The organism is Exiguobacterium sp. ZOR0005 (assembly GCF_000798975.1).
GTDB classification, from domain to species: Bacteria; Bacillota; Bacilli; order Exiguobacteriales; family Exiguobacteriaceae; genus Exiguobacterium; species Exiguobacterium aurantiacum.
This window is the reverse complement of the sequence record NZ_JTLB01000007.1, coordinates 15,382-41,154: the sequence shown is the minus strand read 5'-3', so window position 1 is coordinate 41,154 and position 25,773 is coordinate 15,382. Positions and strand designations below refer to the sequence as shown.

At 51.8% G+C, this 25,773-nt stretch carries 22 protein-coding genes and 14 tRNA genes; 29 read left to right on the top strand and 7 right to left on the bottom strand.

Features of this window, described 5'->3' with window-relative positions:
* Window positions 1-5 precede the first annotated feature (5 nt).
* The 13 genes from L971_RS03030 (at window position 6) to L971_RS02970 (ending at window position 1,133) form a co-directional block, all read left to right on the top strand.
* A tRNA-Asn gene (locus L971_RS03030) sits at window positions 6-80 on the top strand.
* 13 nt (window positions 81-93) lie between these two features.
* Window positions 94-184, top strand: a tRNA-Ser gene (locus tag L971_RS03025).
* A gap of 17 nt (window positions 185-201) precedes the next feature.
* A tRNA-Glu gene (locus L971_RS03020) sits at window positions 202-276 on the top strand.
* A 17-nt stretch (window positions 277-293) separates the two neighbouring features.
* Window positions 294-367: transfer RNA gene (locus tag L971_RS03015), tRNA-Met, on the top strand.
* A gap of 8 nt (window positions 368-375) precedes the next feature.
* Window positions 376-451: transfer RNA gene (locus tag L971_RS03010), tRNA-Asp, on the top strand.
* Window positions 452-478: 27 nt separating this feature from the next.
* Window positions 479-554 (top strand) — tRNA-Phe (locus tag L971_RS03005).
* A 3-nt stretch (window positions 555-557) separates the two neighbouring features.
* Window positions 558-641, top strand: a tRNA-Tyr gene (locus L971_RS03000).
* A 3-nt stretch (window positions 642-644) separates the two neighbouring features.
* A tRNA-Trp gene (locus L971_RS02995) sits at window positions 645-715 on the top strand.
* Window positions 716-724: 9 nt separating this feature from the next.
* Window positions 725-800 (top strand) — tRNA-His (locus L971_RS02990).
* Between the two features lie 6 nt (window positions 801-806).
* A tRNA-Gln gene (locus L971_RS02985) sits at window positions 807-881 on the top strand.
* 5 nt (window positions 882-886) lie between these two features.
* A tRNA-Gly gene (locus tag L971_RS02980) sits at window positions 887-961 on the top strand.
* 8 nt (window positions 962-969) lie between these two features.
* A tRNA-Cys gene (locus L971_RS02975) sits at window positions 970-1,043 on the top strand.
* Between the two features lie 9 nt (window positions 1,044-1,052).
* A tRNA-Leu gene (locus L971_RS02970) sits at window positions 1,053-1,133 on the top strand.
* A 232-nt stretch (window positions 1,134-1,365) separates the two neighbouring features.
* Here the strand turns inward: L971_RS02970 and L971_RS02965 are convergent.
* Entirely contained in the window at window positions 1,366-2,010 is a 645-nt protein-coding gene (locus tag L971_RS02965; protein ID WP_024372519.1) for a DUF6241 domain-containing protein, read from the bottom strand.
* 266 nt (window positions 2,011-2,276) lie between these two features.
* On the opposite strand from L971_RS02965, the gene L971_RS02960 reads away from it, so the two are divergent.
* From L971_RS02960 to L971_RS02935, 6 genes are all read left to right on the top strand, one after another.
* On the top strand, window positions 2,277-3,296 hold the full coding sequence (locus L971_RS02960) for a fatty acid desaturase (protein WP_024372518.1): 1,020 nt from the start codon (window positions 2,277-2,279) through the stop codon (window positions 3,294-3,296).
* A 199-nt stretch (window positions 3,297-3,495) separates the two neighbouring features.
* Window positions 3,496-3,566: transfer RNA gene (locus L971_RS02955), tRNA-Gly, on the top strand.
* A 69-nt stretch (window positions 3,567-3,635) separates the two neighbouring features.
* Entirely contained in the window at window positions 3,636-4,793 is a 1,158-nt protein-coding gene (queG, locus tag L971_RS02950; RefSeq protein WP_024372517.1) for a tRNA epoxyqueuosine(34) reductase QueG, read from the top strand.
* Window positions 4,774-5,214, top strand: a complete 441-nt coding sequence (locus L971_RS02945; protein ID WP_024372516.1) for a methylated-DNA--[protein]-cysteine S-methyltransferase — start codon at window positions 4,774-4,776, stop codon at window positions 5,212-5,214. The genes queG and L971_RS02945 overlap by 20 nt, the downstream gene beginning before the upstream one ends.
* A 10-nt stretch (window positions 5,215-5,224) precedes the next feature.
* On the top strand, window positions 5,225-5,698 hold the full coding sequence (gene trmL, locus L971_RS02940; RefSeq protein WP_024372515.1) for a tRNA (uridine(34)/cytosine(34)/5-carboxymethylaminomethyluridine(34)-2'-O)-methyltransferase TrmL: 474 nt from the start codon (window positions 5,225-5,227) through the stop codon (window positions 5,696-5,698).
* Between the two features lie 284 nt (window positions 5,699-5,982).
* Entirely contained in the window at window positions 5,983-6,540 is a 558-nt protein-coding gene (locus tag L971_RS02935; RefSeq protein WP_024372514.1) for a DUF5366 family protein, read from the top strand.
* A gap of 31 nt (window positions 6,541-6,571) precedes the next feature.
* On the opposite strand, the gene L971_RS02930 is transcribed toward L971_RS02935, so the two are convergent.
* Window positions 6,572-8,359 carry a transglycosylase domain-containing protein gene (locus L971_RS02930; RefSeq protein WP_024372513.1) on the bottom strand — a complete coding sequence of 596 codons (1,788 nt, stop codon included), beginning with the start codon at window positions 8,357-8,359 and terminating at the stop codon, window positions 6,572-6,574.
* 159 nt (window positions 8,360-8,518) lie between these two features.
* On the opposite strand from L971_RS02930, the gene L971_RS02925 reads away from it, so the two are divergent.
* The 4 genes from L971_RS02925 to L971_RS02910 are packed head-to-tail and all read left to right on the top strand — an operon-like array spanning window position 8,519 to window position 14,708.
* Window positions 8,519-9,673 carry a glucose-1-phosphate adenylyltransferase gene (locus L971_RS02925; RefSeq protein ID WP_024372512.1) on the top strand — a complete coding sequence of 385 codons (1,155 nt, stop codon included), beginning with the start codon at window positions 8,519-8,521 and terminating at the stop codon, window positions 9,671-9,673.
* A gap of 34 nt (window positions 9,674-9,707) precedes the next feature.
* Complete coding sequence (glgD, locus tag L971_RS02920) at window positions 9,708-10,808, top strand: glucose-1-phosphate adenylyltransferase subunit GlgD (protein ID WP_024372511.1); 1,101 nt, start codon at window positions 9,708-9,710, stop codon at window positions 10,806-10,808.
* Window positions 10,809-10,819: 11 nt separating this feature from the next.
* Window positions 10,820-12,253, top strand: a complete 1,434-nt coding sequence (gene glgA / locus L971_RS02915; RefSeq protein WP_024372510.1) for a glycogen synthase GlgA — start codon at window positions 10,820-10,822, stop codon at window positions 12,251-12,253.
* A gap of 22 nt (window positions 12,254-12,275) precedes the next feature.
* Window positions 12,276-14,708 carry a glycogen/starch/alpha-glucan phosphorylase gene (locus L971_RS02910; protein ID WP_024372509.1) on the top strand — a complete coding sequence of 811 codons (2,433 nt, stop codon included), beginning with the start codon at window positions 12,276-12,278 and terminating at the stop codon, window positions 14,706-14,708.
* Window positions 14,709-14,725: 17 nt separating this feature from the next.
* On the opposite strand, the gene L971_RS02905 is transcribed toward L971_RS02910, so the two are convergent.
* Entirely contained in the window at window positions 14,726-15,541 is an 816-nt protein-coding gene (locus tag L971_RS02905; protein WP_024372508.1) for a sulfurtransferase, read from the bottom strand.
* Window positions 15,542-15,639: 98 nt separating this feature from the next.
* Between L971_RS02905 and L971_RS02900 the strand changes: the two genes are divergently transcribed.
* The 3 genes from L971_RS02900 to L971_RS02890 all read left to right on the top strand — a co-directional run bounded on the left by L971_RS02900 (window position 15,640) and on the right by L971_RS02890 (window position 18,898).
* The gene (locus tag L971_RS02900; protein ID WP_047374260.1) at window positions 15,640-17,367 is read left to right on the top strand and encodes a phospho-sugar mutase; all 1,728 of its coding nucleotides are present in this window, start codon (window positions 15,640-15,642) and stop codon (window positions 17,365-17,367) included.
* A 125-nt stretch (window positions 17,368-17,492) separates the two neighbouring features.
* Window positions 17,493-18,251, top strand: coding sequence for a transporter substrate-binding domain-containing protein (locus L971_RS02895; protein ID WP_024372506.1), 759 nt, complete (start codon window positions 17,493-17,495; stop codon window positions 18,249-18,251).
* Window positions 18,248-18,898, top strand: a complete 651-nt coding sequence (locus tag L971_RS02890) for an amino acid ABC transporter permease (protein ID WP_024372505.1) — start codon at window positions 18,248-18,250, stop codon at window positions 18,896-18,898. The genes L971_RS02895 and L971_RS02890 overlap by 4 nt, the downstream gene beginning before the upstream one ends.
* Window positions 18,899-18,955: 57 nt before the next feature.
* On the opposite strand, the gene L971_RS02885 is transcribed toward L971_RS02890, so the two are convergent.
* The 3 genes from L971_RS02885 to L971_RS02875 form a co-directional block, all read right to left on the bottom strand.
* Window positions 18,956-19,795: a DUF6671 family protein gene (locus L971_RS02885; protein WP_047374258.1), complete on the bottom strand. Its 840-nt coding sequence runs from the start codon at window positions 19,793-19,795 to the stop codon at window positions 18,956-18,958.
* A gap of 142 nt (window positions 19,796-19,937) precedes the next feature.
* The gene (locus L971_RS02880; RefSeq protein ID WP_024371780.1) at window positions 19,938-21,038 is read right to left on the bottom strand and encodes an ABC transporter ATP-binding protein; all 1,101 of its coding nucleotides are present in this window, start codon (window positions 21,036-21,038) and stop codon (window positions 19,938-19,940) included.
* A 103-nt stretch (window positions 21,039-21,141) separates the two neighbouring features.
* Window positions 21,142-21,993, bottom strand: a complete 852-nt coding sequence (locus L971_RS02875; RefSeq protein ID WP_047374255.1) for a CdaR family transcriptional regulator — start codon at window positions 21,991-21,993, stop codon at window positions 21,142-21,144.
* Between the two features lie 48 nt (window positions 21,994-22,041).
* On the opposite strand from L971_RS02875, the gene L971_RS02870 reads away from it, so the two are divergent.
* From L971_RS02870 to L971_RS02860, 3 genes are all read left to right on the top strand, one after another.
* Complete coding sequence (locus tag L971_RS02870) at window positions 22,042-23,160, top strand: DUF445 domain-containing protein (RefSeq protein ID WP_047374253.1); 1,119 nt, start codon at window positions 22,042-22,044, stop codon at window positions 23,158-23,160.
* Between the two features lie 35 nt (window positions 23,161-23,195).
* Complete coding sequence (locus L971_RS02865) at window positions 23,196-23,567, top strand: YlbF family regulator (protein ID WP_024371783.1); 372 nt, start codon at window positions 23,196-23,198, stop codon at window positions 23,565-23,567.
* Between the two features lie 132 nt (window positions 23,568-23,699).
* Window positions 23,700-25,475 (top strand): SLC13 family permease, encoded by a 1,776-nt coding sequence (locus L971_RS02860; protein ID WP_047374251.1) that lies wholly within the window; start codon window positions 23,700-23,702, stop codon window positions 25,473-25,475.
* Window positions 25,476-25,521: 46 nt separating this feature from the next.
* Here the strand turns inward: L971_RS02860 and L971_RS02855 are convergent, their stop codons facing one another.
* Window positions 25,522-25,740: a YhzD family protein gene (locus tag L971_RS02855; RefSeq protein WP_024371785.1), complete on the bottom strand. Its 219-nt coding sequence runs from the start codon at window positions 25,738-25,740 to the stop codon at window positions 25,522-25,524.
* Window positions 25,741-25,773: the final 33 nt, after the last annotated feature.

Below are 25,773 nucleotides of genomic sequence, written 5' to 3'. Positions count from 1 at the left end.
ATCGTTCCGCAATAGCTCAGTGGTAGAGCAACCGGCTGTTAACCGGTAGGTCGTAGGTTCAAATCCTACTTGCGGAGCCACTTTTCTCTTTTTGGAGAGCTGTCCGAGTGGCCGAAGGAGCACGATTGGAATTCGTGTAGGCGGCAAAACCGTCTCAAGGGTTCGAATCCCTTGCTCTCCGCCAGTTTTTCAACACAACAAGGCCCGTTGGTCAAGCGGTTAAGACACCGCCCTTTCACGGCGGTAACACGGGTTCGAATCCCGTACGGGTCACCATTTATATTTTATATCGTCGCGGGGTGGAGCAGTCTGGTAGCTCGTCGGGCTCATAACCCGAAGGTCGTTGGTTCAAATCCAGCCCCCGCAATTACCATTGGTCCTGTGGTGTAGTGGTTAACATGCCTGCCTGTCACGCAGGAGATCGCGGGTTCGACCCCCGTCAGGACCGCCATTTTTTTAATTAAATTACTACATACATGGCTTTGTAGCTCAGTTGGTAGAGCAAAGGACTGAAAATCCTTGTGTCGGCGGTTCGATTCCGTCCAAAGCCACCATGTGGGGGGGTAGCGAAGTGGCTAAACGCGGCGGACTGTAAATCCGCTCCCTCGGGTTCGGCGGTTCGAATCCGCCCCCCCCCACCACTTAGGGGCATAGTTTAGCGGTAGAACTACGGTCTCCAAAACCGTCAGCGCGGGTTCGATTCCTGCTGCCCCTGTTTATTATGGCGATTGTGGCGAAGTGGTTAACGCACCGGATTGTGATTCCGGCATTCGAGGGTTCAATTCCCTTCAGTCGCCCCATTTTATTGGGCTGTAGCCAAGTGGTAAGGCATCGGATTTTGATTCCGACATGCGAAGGTTCGATCCCTTCCAGCCCAGCCAACTATGCGGAAGTAGTTCAGTGGTAGAATACGACCTTGCCAAGGTCGGGGTCGCGGGTTCGAATCCCGTCTTCCGCTCCATCTAATTTGGCGCCATAGCCAAGTGGTAAGGCAGAGGACTGCAACTCCTCTATCGTCGGTTCGATTCCGACTGGCGCCTCCAACATAATATGCCGGTGTGGCGGAATTGGTAGACGCGCACGACTCAAAATCGTGTTCCTCTGGAGTGTCGGTTCGACTCCGACCACCGGTATCCGTAGATCCTAGCTGAGGCTAGGGTCTTTTTTTTGATGATTTTTATCAAACACCTTAACAGGTCTGATAGGGTTGAGTCATTATAAAGCAAAGGGAAAGTCGAAACAACGCTACCGTCTGTTTAGAGGTTGTCGAAAGTCAAGTCACGTAGAACGTTTGTTAGTTCTCTGCACAAAAAAAGCGTTCTTTCCTGCGAGAACGCTTTTTTATGTACTTGCTATTATCCGATCTCATTGGGTGGCAGTCGAAATAGCAGTTAGTGTATGCAGATAGTCGGGACCGAAGTTATTCAAAATATAAAGTTCTTCCTCGGCTGCCGTAGCTAACCCGTTCGAGAATCCACGATTCGCATTTAACAAACGGAGGAGGCGATCCTGTTCTTGGTCTGCTTTGCTGAATTCATCGTTTTCCCAGTTCTCGAGCATCGTTCGCAACTCATCATATACGTTCGGTCCAACTTTGTTATGCGTCTTTAGAAGTGTCAAATATTCAGAAGAAGCCGTAATATTCTCTTCGGTCATTGGGATGGCACCCCATTTTGAGCGGGCAGAGATTTTTTGATGGGTCATCAGATGCATATTTTTCACGAGGCTCGTTCGACTGAGCTTGTTTTTGTCATAGCTAACCACTAATTCGACACGTGTCTTATTCGTCGCATTTCCCCGTAGATTGAAGGGATCTCCTTTGGATACTTCGAGTTGTAACTCTCGTACACGCTCGGCGTACTCATCTTCTAATTCCTTATTTTGAACACCTTGGCTCAAATTCGTATAGAACGTGTAACTGACAATTGCCAATGGAACAAGAAGTAATAATGTGAACATAAAAATCAAGAGTCGCTTGCGTGTGATCACACGTTTCATTGTATCTTTCATAGCGATTCCTCCTCACTGCATACATTGGATTTTATCATACTTATTATGTTTTTAATCCTATAAAAGGGATTAATATGTAATTTTAAATGAAGTGTTAATGGAATTGTTGTTACCAAATTTGAAATAATCAAACAATATAAATTATATGTGGTATAATTACCTGGTGTTAATAAATGGCGCATAATTCGGTTGTAATGATCGCGCGATGTTTCATTTTACTGTAGTCGTAGCCAATGTTATATGTAGTTGAGGGGGAAGAAAGTAATATGAGTAAAGAAAAAATTGCTCAACTCCGCAAACACGTCTCGCCGTTTGAAAAAGCAGATGTGAAGAAGAGTGTGCGTCAAATGATCAACACAATCTTACCGTTTTTAGTGGCTTGGTTTTTAGCGTACCAAGCGCTCAGTATTTCTATATTCTTGACGATCCCACTCGCGATCATCGCAGCAGGATTTGTCGTCCGGATGTTTATTATATTTCATGACTGTACGCACGGATCGTTCTTCAAAAACAAAAAGGCGAACAACATCGTCGGTACGATCATGGGCGTGCTCACGTTATTCCCATACGAAAAGTGGAAGCGGGAGCATTCGATTCACCATGCCTCAAGCGGGAACTTGGATAAGCGCGGGGTAGGGGATATTTGGGTAATGACGATTGAAGAGTACCTCGAAGCATCGAAGTGGACTCGTCTTCAATATCGTTTGTACCGCAACCCGCTCGTCATGTTCGGTCTCGGTCCATTGTATTTGATTATGATCACGAGCCGATTCAACCGGAAAGATGCACGTAAGAAAGAGCGTACGAATACGTACGTCATCAATGCGGCACTCGTCGTCTTGTATGGAGCAGTGATTGCGCTCGTAGGTTGGCAGGCATTTCTCATCGTCCAAGGCATTACGATGTTCACGGCCGGTCTTCTCGGCATCTGGCTCTTCTACGTCCAACATACGTTCGAAGATTCTTACTTTGAAGACGAGAGTGAATGGGACTACGTCAAAGCCGCGATCGAAGGAAGCTCATATTACGAGTTGCCGAAAGTACTCCAGTGGGTGACCGGGAATATTGGATTCCATCACGTTCACCACTTAAGCCCACGCGTTCCAAACTACAACTTGGAAAAAGCACATACGATGACACCGCCATTGCAAAAGGCGACGACGATCGGGTTGTTCTCAAGTTTGAAATCGCTTCGCTACAAACTATATGATGCGAAGAATAAGACGTTCGTCACGTTCCGCGACATTAAACACCTGTTACGAGAACCGAAGACGTCTTCGCTTTGAACAGTCTGCCGTACATTTACGGCAGGCTTTTTTTATCGCCCATGACGATATATTGGAATATGATTTACAGTCGATTTATCGGGGTATATAACTGTTCATAAGCATTCTAACAAAAGAATTTCAACATAAGTATTGACTTCATAAAAGTATAGGTGTATATTGATTGTAGTCGCTGATGAGGCGAACATATGATAACCATGCGGGTGTAGTTTAATGGTAAAACCTCAGCCTTCCAAGCTGATGACGAGAGTTCGATTCTCTTCACCCGCTTCTTCATCTCTCTGCCGAGTGGCGGAGAGATTTTTTGTATGCGAAAATAGACTCGGAAGAGGTGATTGGATGAACGGATTAAGTCCGGAAACGTTAAAACAAAAAATTATCGAGTACGCCCAGACGATTGGGATCGACGAGTTGAAAGTGACGACGGCGGACCCGTTCATCGTCATGAAACAGAGGCTCGTCAAACAACAAGAAAAAGGCTTCGCATCAGGTTTTGAGGAGCCGGATTTAGACAAGCGGACAAAGCCGGAGTTGTTGCTTGAAGACGCCCAGTCCATCATCGCCATCGCCATCGCGTACCCGAGCAAATTAAAGGAGGCGCCGCGCAGCGTATCCGGTTCACGACGAGGACTCTTTGCCCGCGCCTCGTGGGGACTTGATTACCACCGTGCGGTCGGTTCGCGCCTTGAGAAGCTTCAAGCTTATATCGAGACACTCGTCCCCGAGGTCCGGACCCGTTCAATGGTGGATACGGGAGAACTCGTCGACCGGGCTGTGGCCGAACGGGCCGGTATCGGATTCAGCGGTAAGAACTGTTCCATCATTTCCCCGGAAAAAGGCTCATACATTTATTTGGGTGAGATGATCCTTGATACGTACTTACCGCCAGACGAGGCGATTGAAGACGGGTGTGGGGATTGTGATAAGTGTATGACGGCCTGTCCGACGTCGGCGCTTGTCGAGCCAGGGGTGCTCGATGCGAAGCGCTGCATCGCCTATTTGACGCAGATGAAGACGCTCATGCCGCGCGAGTTCCGTTCGAAACTGGGCGGACGCCTTTACGGCTGCGACACGTGCCAGCAAGTATGCCCGTACAACCGCAAAAAAGATTGGCGGCACCATGAGGAATTGTTGCCGGAGGCGGAAATCGTCAAGCCACTCCTTGAACCGCTCCTCACACTAAGTAACCGCGAATTTAAAACAAAGTTTGGGCATCTGTCCGGAGCGTGGCGCGGCAAGAAGCCGATTCAGCGAAACGCCATCCTTGCGCTCGCACATTATCGTGAACCGTCCGCGGTCCCGGTGTTGCAAGCGTTCGTTCAAGAAGACGCGAGAGAAGATATGCGGGCGACCGCTGTTTGGGCAATCGGAGCCATTCTAGGTGAAGAGGCCGAGACGATTTATCGAGAGATCGAACAGAAGGAACAATCCGAAGTAGTGCTTGAGGAGATTCGTATTTTCCGGGAGGAGTGGGAACGTGAAAACCGTGTCATCTAAGTGGGGACCGTTATCGTACGAACTGAACGAAGAGGGGAAGTTGGTCGCGCTCGATTTCGCCGATACACCGTCGATCGAGCCGGCGCCTGATTGGCTCGTTGATTTGATGGAACGCGTCGAACGTGACGGTCTTCAGGCGTCCGATCGTGCGTCAATCGAGATGCACGGCACGCCGTTTCAACATGAAGTCTGGGACGCGCTCTTGACGATCCCGTCTGGGGAGACCCGAACGTATAAACAAATCGCTGAACAAATCGGACGCCCGAAAGCGTTACGCGCCGTCGGGCAAGCGCTCAATCGGAATCCGTTGCCGATCTTGTTTCCGTGTCATCGTGTCATCGGCAGCAACGGCAAGTTGACCGGTTTTGCCGGCGGACTCTCGCATAAGCAACGTTTACTTGAAATCGAACAACAAAAGTGAGGTACTCATTATGGCAATCCATGTAGTCATGTTTCAACCTGAAATTCCCGCGAACACGGGCAACGTGTCACGGACGTGCGCGGCGACGAACTCGGTGCTCCATTTGATTCGGCCGCTCGGTTTCTCGACGGATGACAAGATGTTAAAGCGGGCCGGTCTCGACTATTGGCAGTTCGTCGACGTCCGCTATCACGATTCGCTCGAAGAGTTGTGGGAGCAGCATCCGGACGGGGAGTTCTTCTATATCACAAAATACGGGGAACAGTACCCGAGCGACCTCGACGTCTCAGTCGTCGACAAAGACTACTTCTTCGTCTTTGGACGCGAGACGAAAGGGTTGCCGATGGAAGTGATCGAGAACAACCTCGACCGTTGTATCCGTCTCCCGCAATCGAACCTCGTCCGCTCGCTCAACGTGTCGAATACGGCGGCCATCATCGTCTATGAGGCGCTTCGCCAACAAGGATATGCGGGATTGAAATAAAGTCGTACTCATCGCTTTGAAAAACTTCACACGTGGAGCGTTTGCTCAGGACATAAAAAAAGAGCCGGATTCGTGAGAATCTCGGCTCTTATTGGTTACCTTCTGGCTTTCTGTTGTATCCTGCTGTAAAAATCGCGGCGAGGAAGACGACGCTGACTGCCATCATCAATAATAAACCCATCCGAAAATCCCCCTTTTGTTCTCCATGACTACAAATATTATAATATACTTGATATTAGATTTGCACTGAATATGAGAAATAAATGTGAAATTGGAGCCTCCCTATGAAAACGAATGTGTACTTGTTGAGCTATGCCCCGTTGATCGGCATCATCTTGTTCTCGATGTCACTCGCCATCGCGACGAGTGAATACGTCATCGCATGGATGACTCGTGTCGGTGTGTACAGTGAAATCATCGCCTTATTATCAGTACAAGAGACGAAAGTGCTCGTCCTCGTCGTCTTTTTCACGATATACTTCATGCTGTTTAGTGCGTTCAAGCTTGTCGCTGACACGTTCAATCAGCTTGGCTTCGCCTTCTTTGCTCGTGAGACGAACGGTAGCTCGCTCCATCGGTTGAAGCCGGGGGCGACGATTTTCCTCGTCGGGTCAGGGGTCAGTTTCTTGTTTTTAAACTCGCTGCTCGCCGCCATCGGCGTTTTGCTCGGCACGTTCGTACTCTATTTGTTCTATTATATATGGCAAGTCAGCCAGTTGATGTCGACGTTTCGGGCGATTGGGCTCTTGCTCATTCAAGCGATGATGTGGGCGCTGTTGTTAAGTGGCTTGGCGTGGGCGTTGCTTCGGTTGTTCAACTCGGTTGGGGACATCATCTTATAAACAAAGGTCAGGGACGCTTGTCCCTGACCTTTTAACGATGTGCCTCCGTCCAAACGATGGCGGGGTAGGCTCGATTGGCAAGCTCGGGGAACGGACGCGGTGTGTCCGCACCGAGCCAGATGGCGGTGATCGTCTCATCGGTCAACCCGACGTACCACATATCTTTGTGGGCGTTCGTCGTACCGGTCTTGCCGCCGACGTACGGACGTTTGATTTGCCCTGCATAGCGCCCGGTCCCATACGACGTGACGGCAGATAACGCTTGTCGCATCGTTGCCGCCGTCTCTTCTGACCAGACGGCCTGTTTCGTCACGCCTGGCGTGAGCGTCGGGGCACCAGAACCGAACCGGATTTCCTTGATCGTCTGTCCTGATACGTACACGCCGCCGTTAAGAAACGGCGTATAGGCGGCAGCTAGTTCTTTCGGCGACACCCCTTGTGTCAAACCGCCGAGGGCGCTCGCCATGCTGTTGTCGCTCTCTTTGTCCCACTGGCTGAACATCAAGTCGGCCGTGGCGTAGGCGGCATCTTGGTCGATCACGGAGAACGCCGCGAGCGCCGGGGTGTTGAACGAGTAGGCGACCGTATCACGGAGTGTCACGTCACCGAGTACACGGTTGCCGCTGTTCGTCGGGCAATACGTGCCGTAGCAGGCCGGTCTTCCATCAAGGACGGTCTCTAGTGTCGCGTTCGTCTCTTCGATGAACGGGGCGAAGACGACGATCGGCTTGATGGCCGAACCAGGTTGGCGGAACGCCTGTGTCGCCCGGTTGAACTCCCCGCTCTTTGTCATCTCCGAATCGACGAGGGCGACGATGCGCCCGTTCGGCGTCAGTTCAGCGTAACCGCCGTTCACGCCTGCAGGCAACCGGCTCAGCTCACGCTTCGCTTTCGTCTGGCGCGAGACAGATAAATACGTCTCAATCGTCGCTTGATGGCTCGCCAAATAGTTACGGGCTCCTTCTTCGTCAAGGTCGTAGCGGGTTCTTACGAGCCGAACCGCGTCTTTAATGACCGCGTCCATGTAATCCGGGTACCGAATTTCATGCTGTTTGTAGGTGGCTTTCAGCTTCACACCGTACGACGCGTCATACGCTTGTGCTGACAACACTCCGGCATCTTTCAGTTGTGTCAAAATCCGGTCTTTCCGCTCGTAAAATGCAGACGACGGTTCGAGCGGGTTGTATAAAGATGGATTGTTCGGGACTGTCAACAAGTATGCGATTTGATTCCAATTTAAATCCTCGAGCGGGCGATTGAAGTACGTGTCAGCCGCTGACTGGATGCCGTACACGTTATGACCGAAGAAGATGACGTTGCTGTATGCGGTAATAATTTCTTTCTTACTATAATTTTTCTCGAGCGCCCGGGCGATCATCAATTCTTTCACTTTTCGCTCGTACGTCCGCTCGTGCGTCAAGTAAACGTTCCGCGCCAATTGTTGGGTAATCGTGCTCCCTCCTTGCATCGATGACTCGTTGGCGTTGTTGATGAACGCCCGGGCGATGCCGCCGAGATCGTAGCCGGGATGGGCGTTGAACTTCCGGTCTTCGATGACGATGATGGCGTCACGGATATGGTCCGGGAGCCCGTCGACCGAGACGTCGTCTCGCCGGCCGCTCAAGTAGAGCGCTTCCGTCCCGCCTTTATAGGCAAGCGTGACGGCGTGCTTTGTCGAGAGCGGCTCTGTGTCGACGGTCTCTTCCCCCCAGGCGACAATCGTTTTTGCTTGTTCAATCTCTTCTTTTAAAGCCCCGCTCACCGTAAACCCGACAGCGGTCAGTCCGGCGAAAAATAGTGTTCCAATCCATGCGCGCATCGTTTCACCTCTCTCTTCATTCATTATATCGTCAATCTTTCAATTAAATTCAAAATGTAAACGTTATCATATAATAATTTGGGCAGGAATACATTAGGAAACAGCGAAAAAGGAAAAAGGGTAATAGAGGTTTATATTATGAATTTAGGAGGCTGTACTATGAAGCAAGAAATGGTTGCGATGCTCCTCGCGGGCGGAGAAGGGAAGAGACTCGGGCCCCTCACGCGCAAGACAGCGAAACCGGCTGTCCACTTTGGAGGGAAGTACCGAATCATCGATTTCCCTTTATCGAACTGTACGAATTCGGGAATTACGACAGTCGGCGTGTTGACACAATATGAACCGCTTGAATTGAACCGTTATCTCGGCATCGGTTCGGCTTGGGATTTAGATCGTCGTAACGGAGGCTTGGCCATCTTGCCCCCATACCAGGCACAATCGGGGAAGAACTGGTATGAAGGTACGGCGAACGCGATTTACCGGAACTTGAGCTACATCGATGATTACGATCCGGAGTACGTCTTGATTTTGTCGGGTGACCATATTTATAAGATGGACTACGAGAAGATGCTTGATTTCCACAAAGAGAAAAATGCGGACGTCACAATCTCGGTTATGGAAGTACCATGGGACGAAGCGCCACGCTTCGGGATTTTGAACACGAGTGACGATCTTCGCATCAATGAGTTCGATGAGAAACCGGAAAAGCCGAAAAGCAACTTGGCTTCGATGGGCATCTACATCTTCAACTGGAAAGTGCTGCGGGAGCACTTGATCCAAGATGCAGAAGATGAGACGTCAAGCTTTGACTTCGGGAAGAACATCATTCCGAACACGCTCCTCGACGGTTTAAACGTCTTCGCCTACAAGTTCAAGGGCTACTGGAAAGATGTCGGTACGATTCAATCACTTTGGGAAGCGAACATGGACCTGCTCGAAGAAGATCCGCCGTTCGATTTGTACGACCCGAACTGGAAGATGTATTCGGTCAACCCGAACCAGACGCCGCAGTTCATCGGAAAAGACGCCTGTGTCGAACAGTCGGTCGTTAACGAAGGTTGTCAAATCGAAGGAGAAGTCCAACACTCCGTCTTGTTCTACGACGTCCGTGTCGGCGAAGGGTCGCTCGTTAAAGACTCTGTCATTATGCCGGGAGCACGCATCGGCAAAGATGTAACGATTCATCGTGCCATCGTCGCAAGCTGTGCCGTCATCGAGGACGGGGCAACAATCGGCGAGCCGGGTGGTGAGATCGTTGTCATTGAACCACATGAAAATATCCAGAGCGGCACAGTATTCAAACAACGTGCTTGAACTAAAAAAAGACCGACGCAAGGAGGCGTTACTGTTGACGAATGATTTGTTAGGGGTCATCAACTTAGGGACCGAAGAAGGACTGTTTCCAGAGTTTACGGGACATCGCAATTTAGCGGCCGTGCCGTTCTCAGGACGTTATCGACTCATTGACTTTACTTTGACGAACATGATCACACAAGGGATCAACCAAGTCGGGATATACACGCTCGATAAGTATCGCTCGTTAATGGACCACCTCGGATCTGGGAAAGAGTGGGACCTCGACCGTTCACAAGGGGGCCTCCACATCTTCCCACCGGCGCTGAAACCAGACGGCGAAGCTTACTTGGGTGATTTGGCCAACTTCTCGATACACCGCGAGCATTTTGTGCGCAGCAAGCAACCGTACGTCGTCATCACAGGATCGAACGTCTTGACGACGATCGATTTCCAAGACATGCTCGACCATCATAAAGAGATGGGTGCGGACATCACGCTCGCGTATACCGGTCACGAGCAAAAATGCGGCTACTGCCGTCCGATTCGTCTCGGCGAGAACGACCGCGTCGTCGGCATCTCGGAACGCGGCTTCAGCCCGGCCGACGAGTACGCATACACGGAGACGATCATCATGTCGAAAAACTTGTTCCTCCGCCTCGTCGATGAAGCGACGGCTAGAGGGGAATACGACTTGTTGGATGGCGTCATTCGTCCCCAACTCCATCGTCTCCACGTTCACGGTTATCACTATACTGGGAAAATGCAAGTGATTCATTCCGTCCTTTCATACTACAATGAAAGTATGCGCCTACTTCGTCAGGAAGGCATCATCTATGACTTCCCGCACATTTACACGAAGATCAAGCATGAACCGCCGACCCGCTATTTGAAAGGGTCGAAAGTGAATGAAGCGCTCGTCGCGAACGGATGTAAAATTAGCGGAGAAGTCCAGAACAGTATTCTCTTCCGCGGGGTCGTCGTCAGTGAGCACGCCCGCATTAAAAATTCAATCATTTTATCCAAGTCCATCATTGAAGAAGGCGCTGTCGTCGAGAACGCCATTTTAGACAAAGAAGTGGTCGTGAAACGCGGACAGGTCATTCGCGGGACGGTCGACGAGCCGATCGTCATCGGAAAACGGACAACGGTGTGAAGGAGGATATTATGAAAATATGGTATGTCGCTTCAGAAGCGGCACCGTTCATGAAGACGGGGGGGCTTGCCGATGTCATCGGCTCGCTCCCTCAAGCGGTGTCTAGCCTTGGTGAGGACGTCAGTGTCGTCATGCCGAAGTATGGCTCGATTGCACAGGAGTACGTCGACGAGATGGAATATATGTTTGATTTGATCGTCCCTGTCGGATGGCGCAAACAGTTCGGTGCGGTCCTTAAGCTCGAACGGGACGGCATCACCTACTACTTTATCGATAACGAATATTATTTTAAGCGTGAAGGCGTGCTCTATGGGCACTACGATGATGCCGAGCGGTTCGCGTTCTTCTCACGTGCCGTCCTTGAGATGATCGGCAAAGTCGACGAGGTCCCGGACGTGTTGCATTGTCACGACTGGCAGACCGGCGTCGTCCCGGCGTTCTTGCGGATCCACTATCAACATATCGAGGCGTATCAACGGATCCGTACCGTCTTCACAATCCATAACTTGCAGTACCAAGGAATCTTCCCGGAAGCTGTCCTCGGAGAGCTGTTGCAGTTCGGACCCGAACACTTCACGGCGGAAGGGATTCAACATAACGGTCTCGTCAACTATATGAAGGCGGGCATCGTCCATTCCGATCAAATCACGACGGTCAGTCCGTCATATCGTGATGAAATCATGGAGCCGTATTACGGAGAAGGGCTTGATGCGGCGCTTCGTCACCGAGCCGTCGACGTCCGGGGAATTTTGAACGGTCTCGACTTGGCGACGAACGATCCGAGTACGGACAAACGAATCGCGAAGACGTATAACTTGGACACGGTCAAAGAAGGAAAGTTGGCCAACAAGCGTATGCTGCAGGAACGGTTCGGTTTGGAAGTGCGTGATGATGTCATGTTGATCGGGTTCGTCAGCCGTCTCGTTGAACAAAAAGGGCTTGATTTGATTGAAGCGGTGAGTGAAGAGCTCGGTAACTTGGACTGTCAGTTCGTGTTCCTCGGATCGGGTCAACCCGAGTATGAGGGCATCGTCCATCACATGACGGCGTCGCATCCTGGCAAGGTCGGGTCGTACATCGGCTTCGACATCGAACTCGCTCACTTGATTTACGCCGGTTCGGACGCATTCCTCATGCCGTCACGATTTGAGCCGTGCGGGCTCAGCCAATTGATTTCGATGCGTTACGGGACGCTTCCGATCGTACGCGAGACAGGCGGGCTTCGTGACACGGTCAAACCGTATAACGAGTACACGCAAGAAGGGACCGGGTTTGGGTTCTTGAACTATAACGCCCATGAGATGCTCGCGACGATCGAGAAATCGATTCGCGTCTTCTACGACCAAAACAATTGGAACGCCCTTGTCCATCAAGCGATGACGACGGACTTCAGCTGGAAACAATCCGCGAAGCAATACCGTGAGTTATATCACTTATTCGCATGACTGGAAGGAGTTTTACACTTATATGTTCACAGACAAACAGAGCTTCGTCACTTTGTTCAAAGACCGATTCGTCGCCTTAAACGGGAAATCGTTCAAGGAAGGGACCGAGCAGGAAGTGTATCAGACGTTGGCTACGATAGTGCGTGAGCAGGCAATCCCGAAGTGGATTAACACGCGCGACAAGCAAGAAGAGAAGCAAAGTAAGCAAGTCATCTATTTCTCGCTTGAGTTTTTGTTGGGGCGTTTTTTATACAACAACTTGCTCAGCATGGATGTGTTAGAAGTCGTCCAAGAAGGGCTCGAGGAGCTCGGGTTTGATTTCACGGAAATCACCGAGTTCGAGCCGGAACCTGGCCTTGGGAACGGGGGCCTCGGTCGGTTGGCCGCATGCTTCCTTGACTCGCTCGCCGCACTCAGTTTGCCAGGGCATGGGAACGGGATTCGTTATCGCTATGGGTTGTTCAAACAAAAGATCGTCGACGGCTATCAAGTCGAACTCCCGGACAATTGGCTTCGAGACGGCAACATGTGGGAGACGCGCCGTGCCGATCGTGCAATCGACGTCAACTTCGGTGGCTGGATTGAAATGAGACAAATCGGCGACCGTCTGCGTGTCGTCCATCATCCGGACGAAGTCGTCCGGGCCGTCCCGTACGATATGCCGGTCATCGGTTACAAAAATGATGTCGTCAACACACTCCGTCTATGGAACGCCGAATCGCCTTACGACGATGAGGAGTATATGGAACGGACGAAAGGGTCATACAAAGACTTGCTCAAATATAAGCAGTCGATTGCGACGATTTCTGAATTCCTTTATCCGGATGACACGACGTACGAAGGAAAAGTGCTGCGCCTGAAACAACAATACTTCTTCGTGTCGGCGGGCATCCAATCGATGATTGCCTCATATCTCCGTCATAACAAATCGCTTAAACATCTAGGTGACCATTACGCCGTCCACATCAACGACACGCACCCGGTCGTCGCGATTCCAGAATTAATGCGCATCTTGATGGATGAGCACGGCTATGGATGGGAAGAAGCATGGCGTGTGACGAAAAGTGTCATGTCGTTCACGAACCATACACTTCTCGCCGAAGCGCTTGAGAAGTGGCCGGTCGAGATGTATGAACGGTTATTGCCGCGCATCTATCAGATCATTGAAGAAATCAACCGCCGTTTCTGTCGCGACGTGCTCGTCAACTACCCGCACCTCGAGCCGCATATGGGGGATATCGCCATCGTCTCGAACGCGCACATCAATATGGCGAACTTGGCTGTCGTCGGTTCACACTCGACGAACGGTGTCGCCCAAATCCATACCGATATATTGAAGCAACGCGAGATGCGTCATTTGTACGAGATGTTCCCGCTTCGCTTCAACAACAAGACGAACGGGATCACGCACCGTCGTTGGTTACTCAAGTCCAACCCACGCCTCTCGAACTTGATCACGGACGCGGTCGGCCCATCGTGGATTGAACATCCGAACGACTTAGAGAAGTTGATGGGCTTCTCGAAAGACGCGAGCTTCCAAGAACAGGTCATGGACGTGAAGCAACAGAACAAACTCGATTTGGCGTCATATATTCAAGACGAGACGGGCATCACCGTCGATCCGAACTCGATTTTTGACGTTCAAGTGAAACGGCTGCACGCCTACAAGCGTCAGCTTATGAATGCGCTCCACATTCATGCCCTCTATCAAAAGATCAAAGCGGACCCGACGTTCACAATGGTACCGCGGACGTTCATCTTCGGTGCGAAAGCGGCACCTGGATACTACTATGCGAAAGAAGTCATCCGTTACATCAACGCTCTCGCGACGATGATCAATCACGATAAACGGGCGAGCCAGTTCATTAAGATCGTCTTCCTTGAGAACTATCGCGTCTCCATGGCAGAACGAATCTTCCCAGGCTCTGATGTGAGCGAGCAAATCTCGACGGCGAGCTACGAAGCGTCAGGGACCGGCAACATGAAGTTCATGATGAACGGTGCGCTCACGATCGGGACGCTCGATGGGGCGAACATCGAGATTCGAGATGCGGTCGGAGATGACCATATCTTCATCTTCGGCTTGACGCCGCAAGAAGTCATGAACTACAAGAAGTTCGGCGGTTATCATGCGGCGGACATCTATCATGCGAACCAAGAAATACGTGATGTCGTCGACGGTCTCGTCAACGGAACGTTCGATAAGGTCGGTGAGTATCAATTCCAGGCGATCTTTGATTCGCTGCTCGTCTACAACGACGATTTCCTCGTCTTGAAAGACTTCGCCTCCTATATGCAGGCACAGCGTCGGGCCGGGGAAGTGTTCGCCGATAAGGCGCGTTGGGCCGAGAGTTCAATCGTCAACACGGCCAAATCGGGAATCTTCTCGAGCGACCGGACCATCACGGAATACGCGAACGCGGTTTGGAACATCAAACCGACGAGCGTGAAATAAAAAACGAGATCCACCCGTTATGGGTGGACCTCGTTTTCTGGATAAGAGATCCAGTCAGAATAAGAGCCGGGGTAAAGACGGACATCATCTTTGCCGAGGGCGTGTAACGCTAAGATGTTGACACAGGCGGTGACCCCGCTCCCGCAGTAAAAGATTGGGTTCGGGACATCGAGCACGTCAACGTAAAGCTCTTTCAAATCATGAAAGTCTTGCAACGTGCCGAGATCCGTGACGGCGTCAGCATATGAACAGAGGAGGGCGTTCGGAATATGTCCTGCCTTGTGGTCAATCGGTTCGTGGCTGCCGTCGAAACGGTCGGCCGTGCGGGAGTCATACAGCTCTGCCGTACGTGCGGCCTTCACGTCTTCGATCGTGGCAATCATCTCGTCTTGGAATTGAGGGACATAGTCAGACGCCGGATAGTTCGGGATCTCTGTCGTCGTCTCGCCACAGTATGTGATACCGGCTTGAATCCCGCCTTCGAGCACAACGACGCGCTCATGTCCGGCCCATTTGAAGAGCCACCAGGCGCGCGCGGCGTATGGGAACCCGTCGTCGTAAATGATAATTAAATCGTCTTCTTGAATCCCGATGCGACGGAGCGTCGCCGTCCATGCTTCTTTCGAAGGGAGCGGGTGGCGGCCCCCGTGCTCTTCAACGGGACCAGACAAGTCTTCCATCAAATCGAGAAAGACCGCGTTCGGGAGATGGCCTTGACGATACACGTACTTCCCGTAGGAAGCGTCGTTCAGGGAATAGCGGCAATCGATAAAGCGAATCGAATCCGTGTGGACGATCTGTTTCAATTCTTGGGCACGCATAGTTGGGAACATAGAATCACCTCGAAGTTTCGTTACTTCCATCCTATACAAGATGGAACAAATTGGCGAGTACTTCGATTGAATTTTAAATGTCGAAAGGGGAACTAACCATGGCATGGCAACAAACGTATGAACGGTGGAAACAACACGAGGCGCTCGAGCCGCATCTTCGGGTCGAGCTCGAGGAGATGGCGAAAGATGATACGTCACTCGAAGACGCCTTCTATAAGACGCTCGAATTCGGGACGGGCGGAATGCGTGGCGAAATCGGGCCTGGGGCCAATCGGATGAACATCTATACGATTCGGAAAGCTTCAAAAGGGTTCGCCGATTTCATCGCCGCTTCTGGCGAAGAGGCGAAACGTCACGGTGTCGTCATCGCGCACGACTCCCGTCACTTCTCACCAGAGTTCGCGCTCGAGGCGGCACGGACGCTCGCTTCGAACGGGATTAAGACGTACTTGTTCCCGAGCCTCCGAGCGACGCCAGAGCTATCGTTTGCGGTGCGTCACTTGCACGCCTTTGGTGGGATCGTCATTACGGCGAGCCACAATCCTCCAGAATACAATGGTTTCAAAGTATACGGTGCGGACGGCGGACAGTTGCCGCCGGCAGAAGCCGACGAACTCGTCTCATACGTCAATGCGATTGAAGACGAACTGTTGATTGAAGTGAAAGAAGAGGCGGGCCTTCGTTCAGACGGCACGCTCGTGACGGTCGATTCATCCGTCGACGCGGCCTATATGGACGCGTTACAGTCGATTCGCATCCATCACGACGTCCAAGGAGATCCGCTCAAAATCGTCTTTTCACCACTCCACGGCACCGGCCGTCGCCCCGTCATGGAAGGACTCAAGGCGTATGGCTTCGAGCACGTGACAATCGTTGAAGAACAAGCCGAGCCAGACGGTGCGTTCCCAACGGTCAGTTACCCGAACCCGGAAGAACGGGCCGCGTTCGAGCTCGCCATGCAATACGGTGACCGCGTAGAGGCCGATCTTTTAATGGCGACGGACCCGGATGCCGACCGCGTCGGCTTCACGGTCCGTGATCGGAATGGCGAATGGTTCGTCTTAACGGGCAACCAGACGGGTGCGCTCCTCATGGACTACATTTTGTCACAAAAAGTGGAGACCGGTACGCTCCCGACGAATGGGTTTGTCGCCAAGACGATCGTCACGTCTGAACTCGGGGCGGCCATCGCGAAGGCGTACGGTGTCCATCTTGAGAACACGCTCACCGGCTTCAAATTTATCGGGGAGAAAATCAAGCAGTACGAGGAGTCAGGAGAATACGAGTTCTTGTTCGGTTACGAAGAGAGCTACGGTTATTTGATCGGTGATTTCTGTCGCGATAAAGATGCCGTTCAGGCGTGTCTTCTTGGAGCGGAGATGGCAGCCTTCCATAAACAGCACGGACGCACCCTTTACGACGCGCTCCAAGCCGTCTATGAGAAGTATGGCTTCTATGAGGAGTCGCTCCAGTCGATGACGCTCAAAGGGAAAGCTGGACTTGAGCAAATCGGCCGGATGATGGAAGCGTTCCGAGCGAACCCGCCGCAAGAAGTCGGTGGTTACGAAGTCGTCCGTTTCGAAGACTATAGGAAACAAGTCGCGACCGACCTTCGCCAAAACGAGTCGGAGGCGATCGACTTGCCGTCTTCGAACGTGCTCAAATTCATCTTTGAGGATGGCTCATGGTTCTGCCTCCGCCCATCTGGGACCGAACCGAAAATCAAGTTCTATTTCAGCGTTCACGCGGATAGTGCCGAGAAGACGACGGCAAAACGTGAAGCGATTGAACGCGATGTGATGAAGCAAGCGAAAGCGATCGATTGATGGATGACCACTGCCCTGACGAGGGTGGTGGTTTTTGTTTGACAACGTATGCCCCCGTCAGTATGATGAGTATATTGTTTAAAACCATGTAATCGTATATGGATTATCAGGAAGGCGGAATTTATATGAAAAAATCATTAACGGCTGTACTCGCAATCGGCGCATCATTCGGGGTGCTCGCAGCTTGCGGCTCAGAGACGAACAGCGGTTCGGAAGAGACGGTCATCACGGTCGGGACAGAAGCGACATACCCACCGTTCACGTACAAAGATAAAGGTGAACTCACAGGGTACGACATCGACGTGTTGAACGAAGCGGCAGAACGTGCCGGTTACACGCTCGAATTTGAAGCGATGGACTTTAAAGGACTCGTCCCGGCACTCGACGCGGAACGCATCGACTTGATTGCCAACCAAATGAGCATCACGCCAGAGCGTCAAGAGAAGTACGCGTTCTCTGACCCGTATGCGATCTCAGGCGCCCAAGTCATCGTCGGATCAGACAACGAAGACATCCAAGGCATCGACGACCTCGACGGAAAAGTCGTCGGTTCGACGCAAGGATCTGTGTACGCACAGATGGCTGAAGAAGCCGGCGCTGAAGTGAAGTTCTACAAAGGTGCAAACCAAGTGCTCCAAGACCTTCAAGTCGGTCGCCTCGACGCAGCCTTGAACGACCGTCTCTTCATCTTGACAGAGCTTGAGAAGACGGGCTACGACGTGAAAGCAGTCGGTGACGTCTTCAACCAGAGTCAAGCCGGCTTTATGGCTCGTCAAGACTCAGACGTGCTCGAAGGCTTGAACGAAGCGCTCGCTGAAATGAAAGAAGACGGCACGATGGAGGAAATCGGAGAGAAGTACTTCGGTGAGGACATCAGTCAATGAATGAACTGATCACGACCGTCATCGATAACCGTTCGGTCTATCTTGAAGCCGTGCAATTGACGTTGATCGCCAGTGTGCTATCGATTCTGCTTGCATTGGTACTCGGTCTGATCATTGCGTTGCTTCATAGTAGTCCCATCAAACCTGTCCGGTGGTTCACGCGGTTGTACATCTCGTTCTTCCGCGGGACCCCGCTCTTGTTACAATTGCTCATTCTTTACGTCGGGTTGACGGGCTTCGTCCAGTTGAGCGGCATGCAGGCGCTCATCTATGGACTCGGCCTCCACTTCGCGGCGTATATCTCGGAAGCGTTCCGCGCCGCCATCCATTCGGTCGACAAAGGGCAAGTCGAGGCGAGTGTCGCCCTCGGGATTCCGCGTGGGAAACGATTCAAAGACATCATCTTCCCACAAGCCTTGTCGCGTGCGATTCCACCTGTCTCGAACTCGGTGATCGACATCATCAAATCGACATCGCTCGGTTCGGTCATCGCCGTTCAAGAATTGACATACGTCTCGGACCAAATCGCCGCGACGACGTATCTCGTCATGCCGCTCCTGTTGTTCTCGGCAACGATTTATTGGATTTTGTCGACGCTCATTCAAGCGGGCCAGCATCGTCTCGAACGTCGCTATGCGGTTCGTTAAGCACAAAAAGCAGTCACTTCTCATCTTACGGTTGAGAGATATGACTGCTTTTTTGTATTATGGATTGCAAAAATCACAGTATGCCGGGGAGGCGTATACGTCAGGATCAAGATATTCTGTTAGTTGATAGTGACAAGTAGAGCAGGCGTGGATGTGTCGCACAATTTGTTTAGTAGGAGAATGACACTGCTCGCATAATCGCCCAGGTACTTTTCGTACGACACGGAAACCCGGTGTTTCACATTTTGGACATAAAGAGTTTGCTTGTTCAATCAGTTTTCTCGTCGCCATCTCAATATTTTTCATGCGAGTTGGATTGGCGTATGCTCGCATGTCAGTCTCTATAAAGACTTGTCGATTCGTAGATTTGTTTAAGCAATACGTAAAAGCTTCCTGCAGCGCTGATTCATCCGCAATATTTTTTAAAATGACGGATGAGTGTTCATCATCTGGTCGAAGGATTACGTGATGGTCTGGGAACCCAACTTCATTCACGAACTGAAGCGCGGAAGAATAGCTTTGAACGATGGAATGATTAAAATTTGTGTCGATTCCTTCGTAGTAACCTTGTAATTCAAGATCTCGTTCATAATCTTTTAGTAACACCAATTCAGTGTTCCATGGAATGGGGGCAAGAGGATGAAATCCGAATGTACCTTCACTGGCTATTCCAACATGTAGGTTTGACAGCTGTATGACCATATTCGCTTTTTTTCTTGCTGTTTCGAGTTGAGAGTGTTGTCGACCGATTTCCCTCGTAAACGTTCCGAACTGGTCGGTATCAAACTGGCTCACATGTAAACGACATCCTAGCTGTTCTTCTAGTAGTGGCTTGATCACTTTTTCTTTTTGGTGCATTGTGACTAATATAACATCTCGATCTTTTAAAAAACTCATCACACGTTTCCTTTCTATTCACATACAGGTTCCTTGTGAAAAATATAAAGGAGCGATTCAGTTAAAGTAAATATATTTTCAACAGTATGAAATAAAAAAGAAGCGACACCACTTTAGCGGTTCACTTCTTTTTTAAATGATTTTAACGGATGACGAGCTCTGTCTCAGAGTCGAAGAAGTGAGCTTTCGTCATATCGAGTGCGAGTGTGACATCATCGCCCATATGGATGTTCGAACGTCCGTCGATGCGAGCCGTGAACTGGTGTCCACCGAGTTCGGCGTACAAGTACGACTCGGCGCCCATGAGTTCAGCGACATCGATATGCGTTTGGAACGTATGTGTCGTCGGCGAATCGATATAGATCGGCTCATCATGGATTGATTCTGGACGAATTCCGAGGATGAGTTCTTTACCGATGTAACCGCGGTCGCGAAGACCTTTCATCTTCCCTTCAGGCACGTTGATCTCTTCGCCGCTGACGATGAACTTGCCGTCTGCGAGTGTACCGCGGAAGAAGTTCATCGAAGGTGATCCGATGAAGCCGGCAACGAAGATGTTGTCCGGGTTGTCGTACACTTCTTTCGGCGAACCGACTTGTTGGATGATCCCGTCTTTCATGATGACGATACGAGTCGCGAGTGTCATCGCTTCCGTTTGGTCATGGGTAACGTAAATCGTCGTCGTGTCGAGACGGTTGTGCAACTGGATGATTTCTTTACGCATCTGTACGCGAAGCTTGGCATCCAAGTTTGAGAGCGGCTCATCCATCAAGAATACTTTTGCGTCACGGACGATGGCACGGCCGATGGCGACACGTTGGCGCTGACCACCTGAGAGTGCTTTCGGTTTACGTTGAAGGTACTCTTCAAGTCCGAGGATGCGGGCTGCGTCTTGGACGCGGCGATCGATTTCATCTTTCGGGAATTTGCGAAGCTTCAAACCGAACGCCATGTTGTCATACACGCTCATGTGCGGGTAGAGGGCGTAGTTTTGGAAGACCATCGCGATGTCGCGGTCTTTCGGTGCGACGTCGTTCATACGCTTGCCGTCGATGATGAAGTCACCGCTCGAGATTTCTTCGAGACCTGCGATCATACGGAGTGTCGTCGACTTCCCGCAACCAGACGGTCCGACGAAGACGATGAACTCGCGGTCTTTAATGTGCAAGTTAAAGTCGCTGACTGCCTTCGAGTCCCCACCGTCGTATATTTTATCAATGTGATTCAATTGAATTTCTGCCATGTCGTTAGCCTCCTGAGAATGTGCTCTTGTATAATAGCGCTTACAAGAACGATTATACGATGAAACCGCTTGCATTGAATATGGACACGTTGCACAAAAACGATTACTCAGATTTGTGCAACGTGACAATCAGTTGGAGCAGACTCGCATCATGGAACTGGCGCGCGTCATAACCGGTCGCTTCGTAGAGTCGGTCGAGCCGATAGTTGAGCGTGTTCCGATGCATGAAGAGCGCCTTGGCGGTATGGGAGACGTTCAGCGTATGAGTGAACAGCGCCTCGAGCAATTCCCGCGCCGTCGCGTCGAGTGCTGTATACGTCGCCTCGGTCAGGCGGAGCCGGGCGGCAAAAGACTCATGGTCTTGTAACAAATAATGGTATAATAATTGACTAGCAGGGTAAGCTTTAATAGAGCGTTTCGCGAGCGGAAGCAACACTTGATGTTCCGCGTAAAGCGTGGCTAGCGTGCCGAGCGGTCGCTCGCTATAGACGACGCTCGCTTCGACATAAAAGTCACCAGCGATGGCGCGCAGGACGTCTTCAAATTCTGTCATCTCGACGAGCGCTTCCGTCTCGAGTACTTCGATGTGACGCTCTGTCATGACGATGATGATCGCAGATGGCATGAAGTCACGGAGCACATCGACGAACGTCTCGAGCGCTTCAGGCTCTTGGTGATGAAGGGCGAGCGACGACAGCCGGAACGGGCGCTCGATCCGGAACGAGTCATCGAACAATCGCCCATGCCACAACGCTTGGACCGAATCGAGCGATGTGACGAACGGGGTCGCCCACAACGAGATGAGCCGTCGCTCGCGCTCGGTCAGTTCCGTTTTAGGGAGACCGAACACCGTCCCATCATGGGCTTGGTACCAGGCATATTCACCGGATGCGTCCTCCGACCGATGGACAACGGTCGGGAAAATCGATTTAATACGTTCAAACGTAGTCAACACAATCACCTCTTCAACAATGTATCATATTTCAGATCGGAGGCAGACAGTTTGGATAGTCTACTAAAAATATTCATCATGATCGCCATCGGGGCGACAATCGGGGGAGTGACGAACTTCTTCGCCATCAAAATGTTGTTCCGGCCGCACGAGCCGAAGTATATCGGCAAGCTACGCTTGCCCTTCACACCTGGGCTCATCCCGAAGCGGCGCGACGAATTGGCGACAAGCCTCGGGAAAACCGTCGTGAAGCATTTGCTGACACCGGAAGGGATGCGCAAGCGCCTGCTAGACGAGCAAGTCAGCAGCCACATCACCCATTTCGTACAAGGGGAAGTACGAACGATGCTTCGCTCGGAAAAGACCGTTCGAATGCTCATCGAACCGCTCTATCCAGACGTCGAGACACGTGTCTTGACGGCAGCGGATGCGAAGTTGCGAGACGAGCTCGGACACGTGCTCCAAGACGTCAAGTCGCGAAAACTGTATGAGCTGCTCGGGGAAGAAGGGATGGACCGCGTCCGCGCCATCGTCCCGGAGATCGTCGATACGATGCTCATCAAGTCCGAAGAATACTTTTATTCGACCGAAGGAGAGGAACAACTCCGTCATATGGTCGATTCGTTCGTTCAGCGCCGGCTCGGCTTTATCGCCGGCTTCATTCAAAACGTCAATTTTGTCGAGATGATTCGCCCGGAGATCATTAACATTCTGCGCGGCAGCTCGACCCGGACTGGTATGGCGACGATGATCACACGCGAGTTCGAACGGTTCAGCGAACGGCCGGTCGCCACGTTCCTTGATGATCGCTTAGAAGCGCGACTCATCGACGGTGTCGTCACCGAAATCGTCACACGTTTGCCGGTCGCGAGTCTGCTCGACCGGCCCGTTTACTCGTATACGCGAGATGTGGAGAAGCAAGTCGTCGAAGAACTTGTTCCGAAAGGTGTGACGCTCGTCATCATCCGATTCACGGACGAGATGGAGACGATCATGGACCGATTGAAAATCGACCAAATCGTCCAAGAACAAGTTCGATCCCTCGACACGTCGTACCTCGAAGAGATCGTCTTATCGATCTCAAAACGGGAGTTCCGGGCAATAACATGGCTTGGGGCGCTATTAGGTGGTATGATTGGATTGATTCAAGGGTTGATCGCCATCATCTGAATGGCACGCCCTAATAGCTTTTAGGAGGACGTCACATGTCACAAACAAACTTGTACGATCATGCTTACCAATTGGAGAAAGCACTTCGCGATTCTGAAGAGTTCACAAACCTCTCTTCACTATACGACCGTGTCAATGCGGATGCAGAAGCGAACCAGTTGTTCGCTGACTTCCGTGAAATCCAAATGACGCTTCAACAGAAGCAAATGCAAGGCGAAGAGATCTCAGAACAAGAGATGATGGACGCCCAAACAAAAATGATGAACGTTCAACAGAACGAGTTGATCATGGAGCTCATGCAAGAAGAGCAACGGATGCACCAACTTGTCACAGAAGTGACGAAAATCATCATGAAGCCACTCGAAGAGCTGTATGCTCCGATGGTGAACGAAAACGAAGTTCAATAATGTGTACTCGCGGATGGCCACGGCCATCCGTTTTTTTTTTGTTGAGGAAGTTGTCAAACCAAACATGATAACGCTTACATAATAAGTGGTATAATACATTTGTACGATATTTCACATGAGAGGGTGGACGTCATGGTCACCTTGGCGATTCTTGCCGTTATGATTCTGTTTTTCATCGGAGGCTGGCTCCGGGCCGACCTCGTCGCGCTGATTGGCTTATTGTTGCTCGTCTTGACAAACCAACTGACGCCGGTCGAGGCGATGGCTGGTTTTTCGAATACGGTCGTCCTCATGATTGCCGGACTGTTCATCGTCGGGGCAGGTCTGTTTCACACCGGTCTCGCCGAGCGGCTCGGGGCCGCGCTCATCCCTTATGCGAAAGGGAGTGAGGTGCGTCTATTTCTCGTCCTCATGGTCACTGTGACGGTGTTGTCGAGCCTCATGTCGAACACGGGGACGGTCGCGTTGTTAATCCCGGTCGTCCTCGCCATGTCGCGCCAAATGGGCACGAGTCCGGCGAAACTGCTCATGCCGCTTGCGTTTTTCTCGAGTATCGGCGGGACGATGACGATTATCGGGACTCCGCCGAACCTCGTCGCCGCGGAGGCGCTTCGGAGTGCCGGAGGCGAGACGTTAGGTTTCTTCTCACTCTTGCCGATCGGTCTCGTCGCAGCGGGGGTCGGCTTGCTTTACTTTTACGTGATCGGAAATCGGTTGTTGGATGTTGACGACGTACCGGATACGGTCGCACCTCATCCGATGATGCCGCCGCTGAGCGTGTATGCGTTACATGTCGGAAAAGGGCATCCGCTCATCGGTCGGGAGCTACGGGAGACGCTATGGTCCCGCCACGGGCTGACAGTGCTCGGGGAGCGCCGGAAAGGGTTGGCGCATCGCCTACACGCCGCGCGGGCGGATACGGTGCTCCATGAAGGCCGTCTACTCGTCAGCGGGGCCGAAGAAGACGTCCATAGCATCGCTCATCAGGAAGGGTTGCGTTACGAGCACGTCCCACCGCGAGACGTCTACGGGAAAGAGGCAGGCGTCGTCATCTTTACGATACCGGCCGACAGCCCGCTCATTGGGCGCTGTTTGGAAGAGAGCCGGCTCCGCAATCGATACGGTTTGAACGTCTTGCGCGTCATTCGTCCGAACGAGGAAATCGCGATGACGAGATTGAAAGATGTCCGTCTCGAACAAGGGGACATGCTCGTCACTCAAGGAGAGTGGCGGGACTTGGAGAAAGTCGGAGAAGAAACGCACTTGTTGCTCGCTAACGAGCGGGTGACCGATGTGGCGAACCGGGCTGTATCGGAACGGCACCAGCTCGCCGCTGGCATCATTATGGCCGGAATGGTCGCGCTGCTCGTCTTCGAATGGGTCGACCCGACCGTCGCCGTCTGGATGGCAGCGCTCGCGATGGTGCTCACCGGTGCGGTCCGTCATATGGACGTCGCCTACCAATCGATTCAATGGTCGTCGCTTCTTTTGATCGCGGCGATGATTCCGGTCGGCAAAGCGCTCGAGAACGCGGGGGTGATGGCGTGGCTCGTCACATGGATCAGTGAATCGTTCGGACGGTCCGGACCAGTCTGGGTGCTCATCGCGGTGTTCGGGGCGACGATGATCCTCAGTCAAATCATCTCGAATACAGCAACGGCAGTCTTGTTCGCACCGCTGGCGTTGTCACTCGCTGCGGCGCTCGAAGTCAGCCCGGTGCCGCTCGTCGTCGCCGTCGCCATCGCGGCGTCGCTCGCTTTCATGACCCCGTTCGGGTCGCCGACGAACGCGATGGTGTTCGGCATCGGCGGTTACCGCTTTTTGGACTTTGTGAAAGTCGGGCTGCCGCTTCAAGTCGTGACGGCCGTTATCGCCATTCTTACGATATTGATCACGTTCCCATTTTAATCATGGAAAAGCGCCCGGGTGCTCGTTGAGCCCCGGGCGCTTCATGTCACGATGCGGTACCTTTTAGCTTCCCAGGAAGCTTGCAGCGCTCGAAATATATCATTTGGCCGTGCCGGACGATGCGCGCCCCTTTCCCTTCATGGTTCGCCTCACGCAACCGTAAGAGCCCTTTCTCTTTCGCCTCGTGGTCGTCCGTCGCTTTGAGCGTCTCATTCAAGACGATGGTACCGTCGTTTTCGAACGCGGTGATCGTATACTGTGCCATCTCCATTGCCCCCTTTGTCTTCATTGTACTGAA

What these genes read in the sequence shown, in the direction of transcription:
- L971_RS02880 (WP_024371780.1), bottom strand. Translation starts at nt 21,038, where the DNA reads ATGGCAGAAATTCAATTGAATCACATTGATAAAATATACGACGGTGGG.
- L971_RS02900 (WP_047374260.1), top strand. Translation starts at nt 15,640, where the DNA reads ATGGCATGGCAACAAACGTATGAACGGTGGAAACAACACGAGGCGCTC.
- L971_RS02860 (WP_047374251.1), top strand. Translation starts at nt 23,700, where the DNA reads ATGGTCACCTTGGCGATTCTTGCCGTTATGATTCTGTTTTTCATCGGA.
- L971_RS02930 (WP_024372513.1), bottom strand. Translation starts at nt 8,359, where the DNA reads ATGCGCGCATGGATTGGAACACTATTTTTCGCCGGACTGACCGCTGTC.
- L971_RS02925 (WP_024372512.1), top strand. Translation starts at nt 8,519, where the DNA reads ATGAAGCAAGAAATGGTTGCGATGCTCCTCGCGGGCGGAGAAGGGAAG.
- L971_RS02885 (WP_047374258.1), bottom strand. Translation starts at nt 19,795, where the DNA reads ATGAGTTTTTTAAAAGATCGAGATGTTATATTAGTCACAATGCACCAA.
- L971_RS02890 (WP_024372505.1), top strand. Translation starts at nt 18,248, where the DNA reads ATGAATGAACTGATCACGACCGTCATCGATAACCGTTCGGTCTATCTT.
- L971_RS02895 (WP_024372506.1), top strand. Translation starts at nt 17,493, where the DNA reads ATGAAAAAATCATTAACGGCTGTACTCGCAATCGGCGCATCATTCGGG.
- L971_RS02865 (WP_024371783.1), top strand. Translation starts at nt 23,196, where the DNA reads ATGTCACAAACAAACTTGTACGATCATGCTTACCAATTGGAGAAAGCA.
- queG (WP_024372517.1), top strand. Translation starts at nt 3,636, where the DNA reads ATGAACGGATTAAGTCCGGAAACGTTAAAACAAAAAATTATCGAGTAC.
- L971_RS02910 (WP_024372509.1), top strand. Translation starts at nt 12,276, where the DNA reads ATGTTCACAGACAAACAGAGCTTCGTCACTTTGTTCAAAGACCGATTC.
- glgA (WP_024372510.1), top strand. Translation starts at nt 10,820, where the DNA reads ATGAAAATATGGTATGTCGCTTCAGAAGCGGCACCGTTCATGAAGACG.
- trmL (WP_024372515.1), top strand. Translation starts at nt 5,225, where the DNA reads ATGGCAATCCATGTAGTCATGTTTCAACCTGAAATTCCCGCGAACACG.
- L971_RS02855 (WP_024371785.1), bottom strand. Translation starts at nt 25,740, where the DNA reads ATGGCACAGTATACGATCACCGCGTTCGAAAACGACGGTACCATCGTC.
- L971_RS02905 (WP_024372508.1), bottom strand. Translation starts at nt 15,541, where the DNA reads ATGTTCCCAACTATGCGTGCCCAAGAATTGAAACAGATCGTCCACACG.
- L971_RS02960 (WP_024372518.1), top strand. Translation starts at nt 2,277, where the DNA reads ATGAGTAAAGAAAAAATTGCTCAACTCCGCAAACACGTCTCGCCGTTT.
- L971_RS02965 (WP_024372519.1), bottom strand. Translation starts at nt 2,010, where the DNA reads ATGAAAGATACAATGAAACGTGTGATCACACGCAAGCGACTCTTGATT.
- L971_RS02935 (WP_024372514.1), top strand. Translation starts at nt 5,983, where the DNA reads ATGAAAACGAATGTGTACTTGTTGAGCTATGCCCCGTTGATCGGCATC.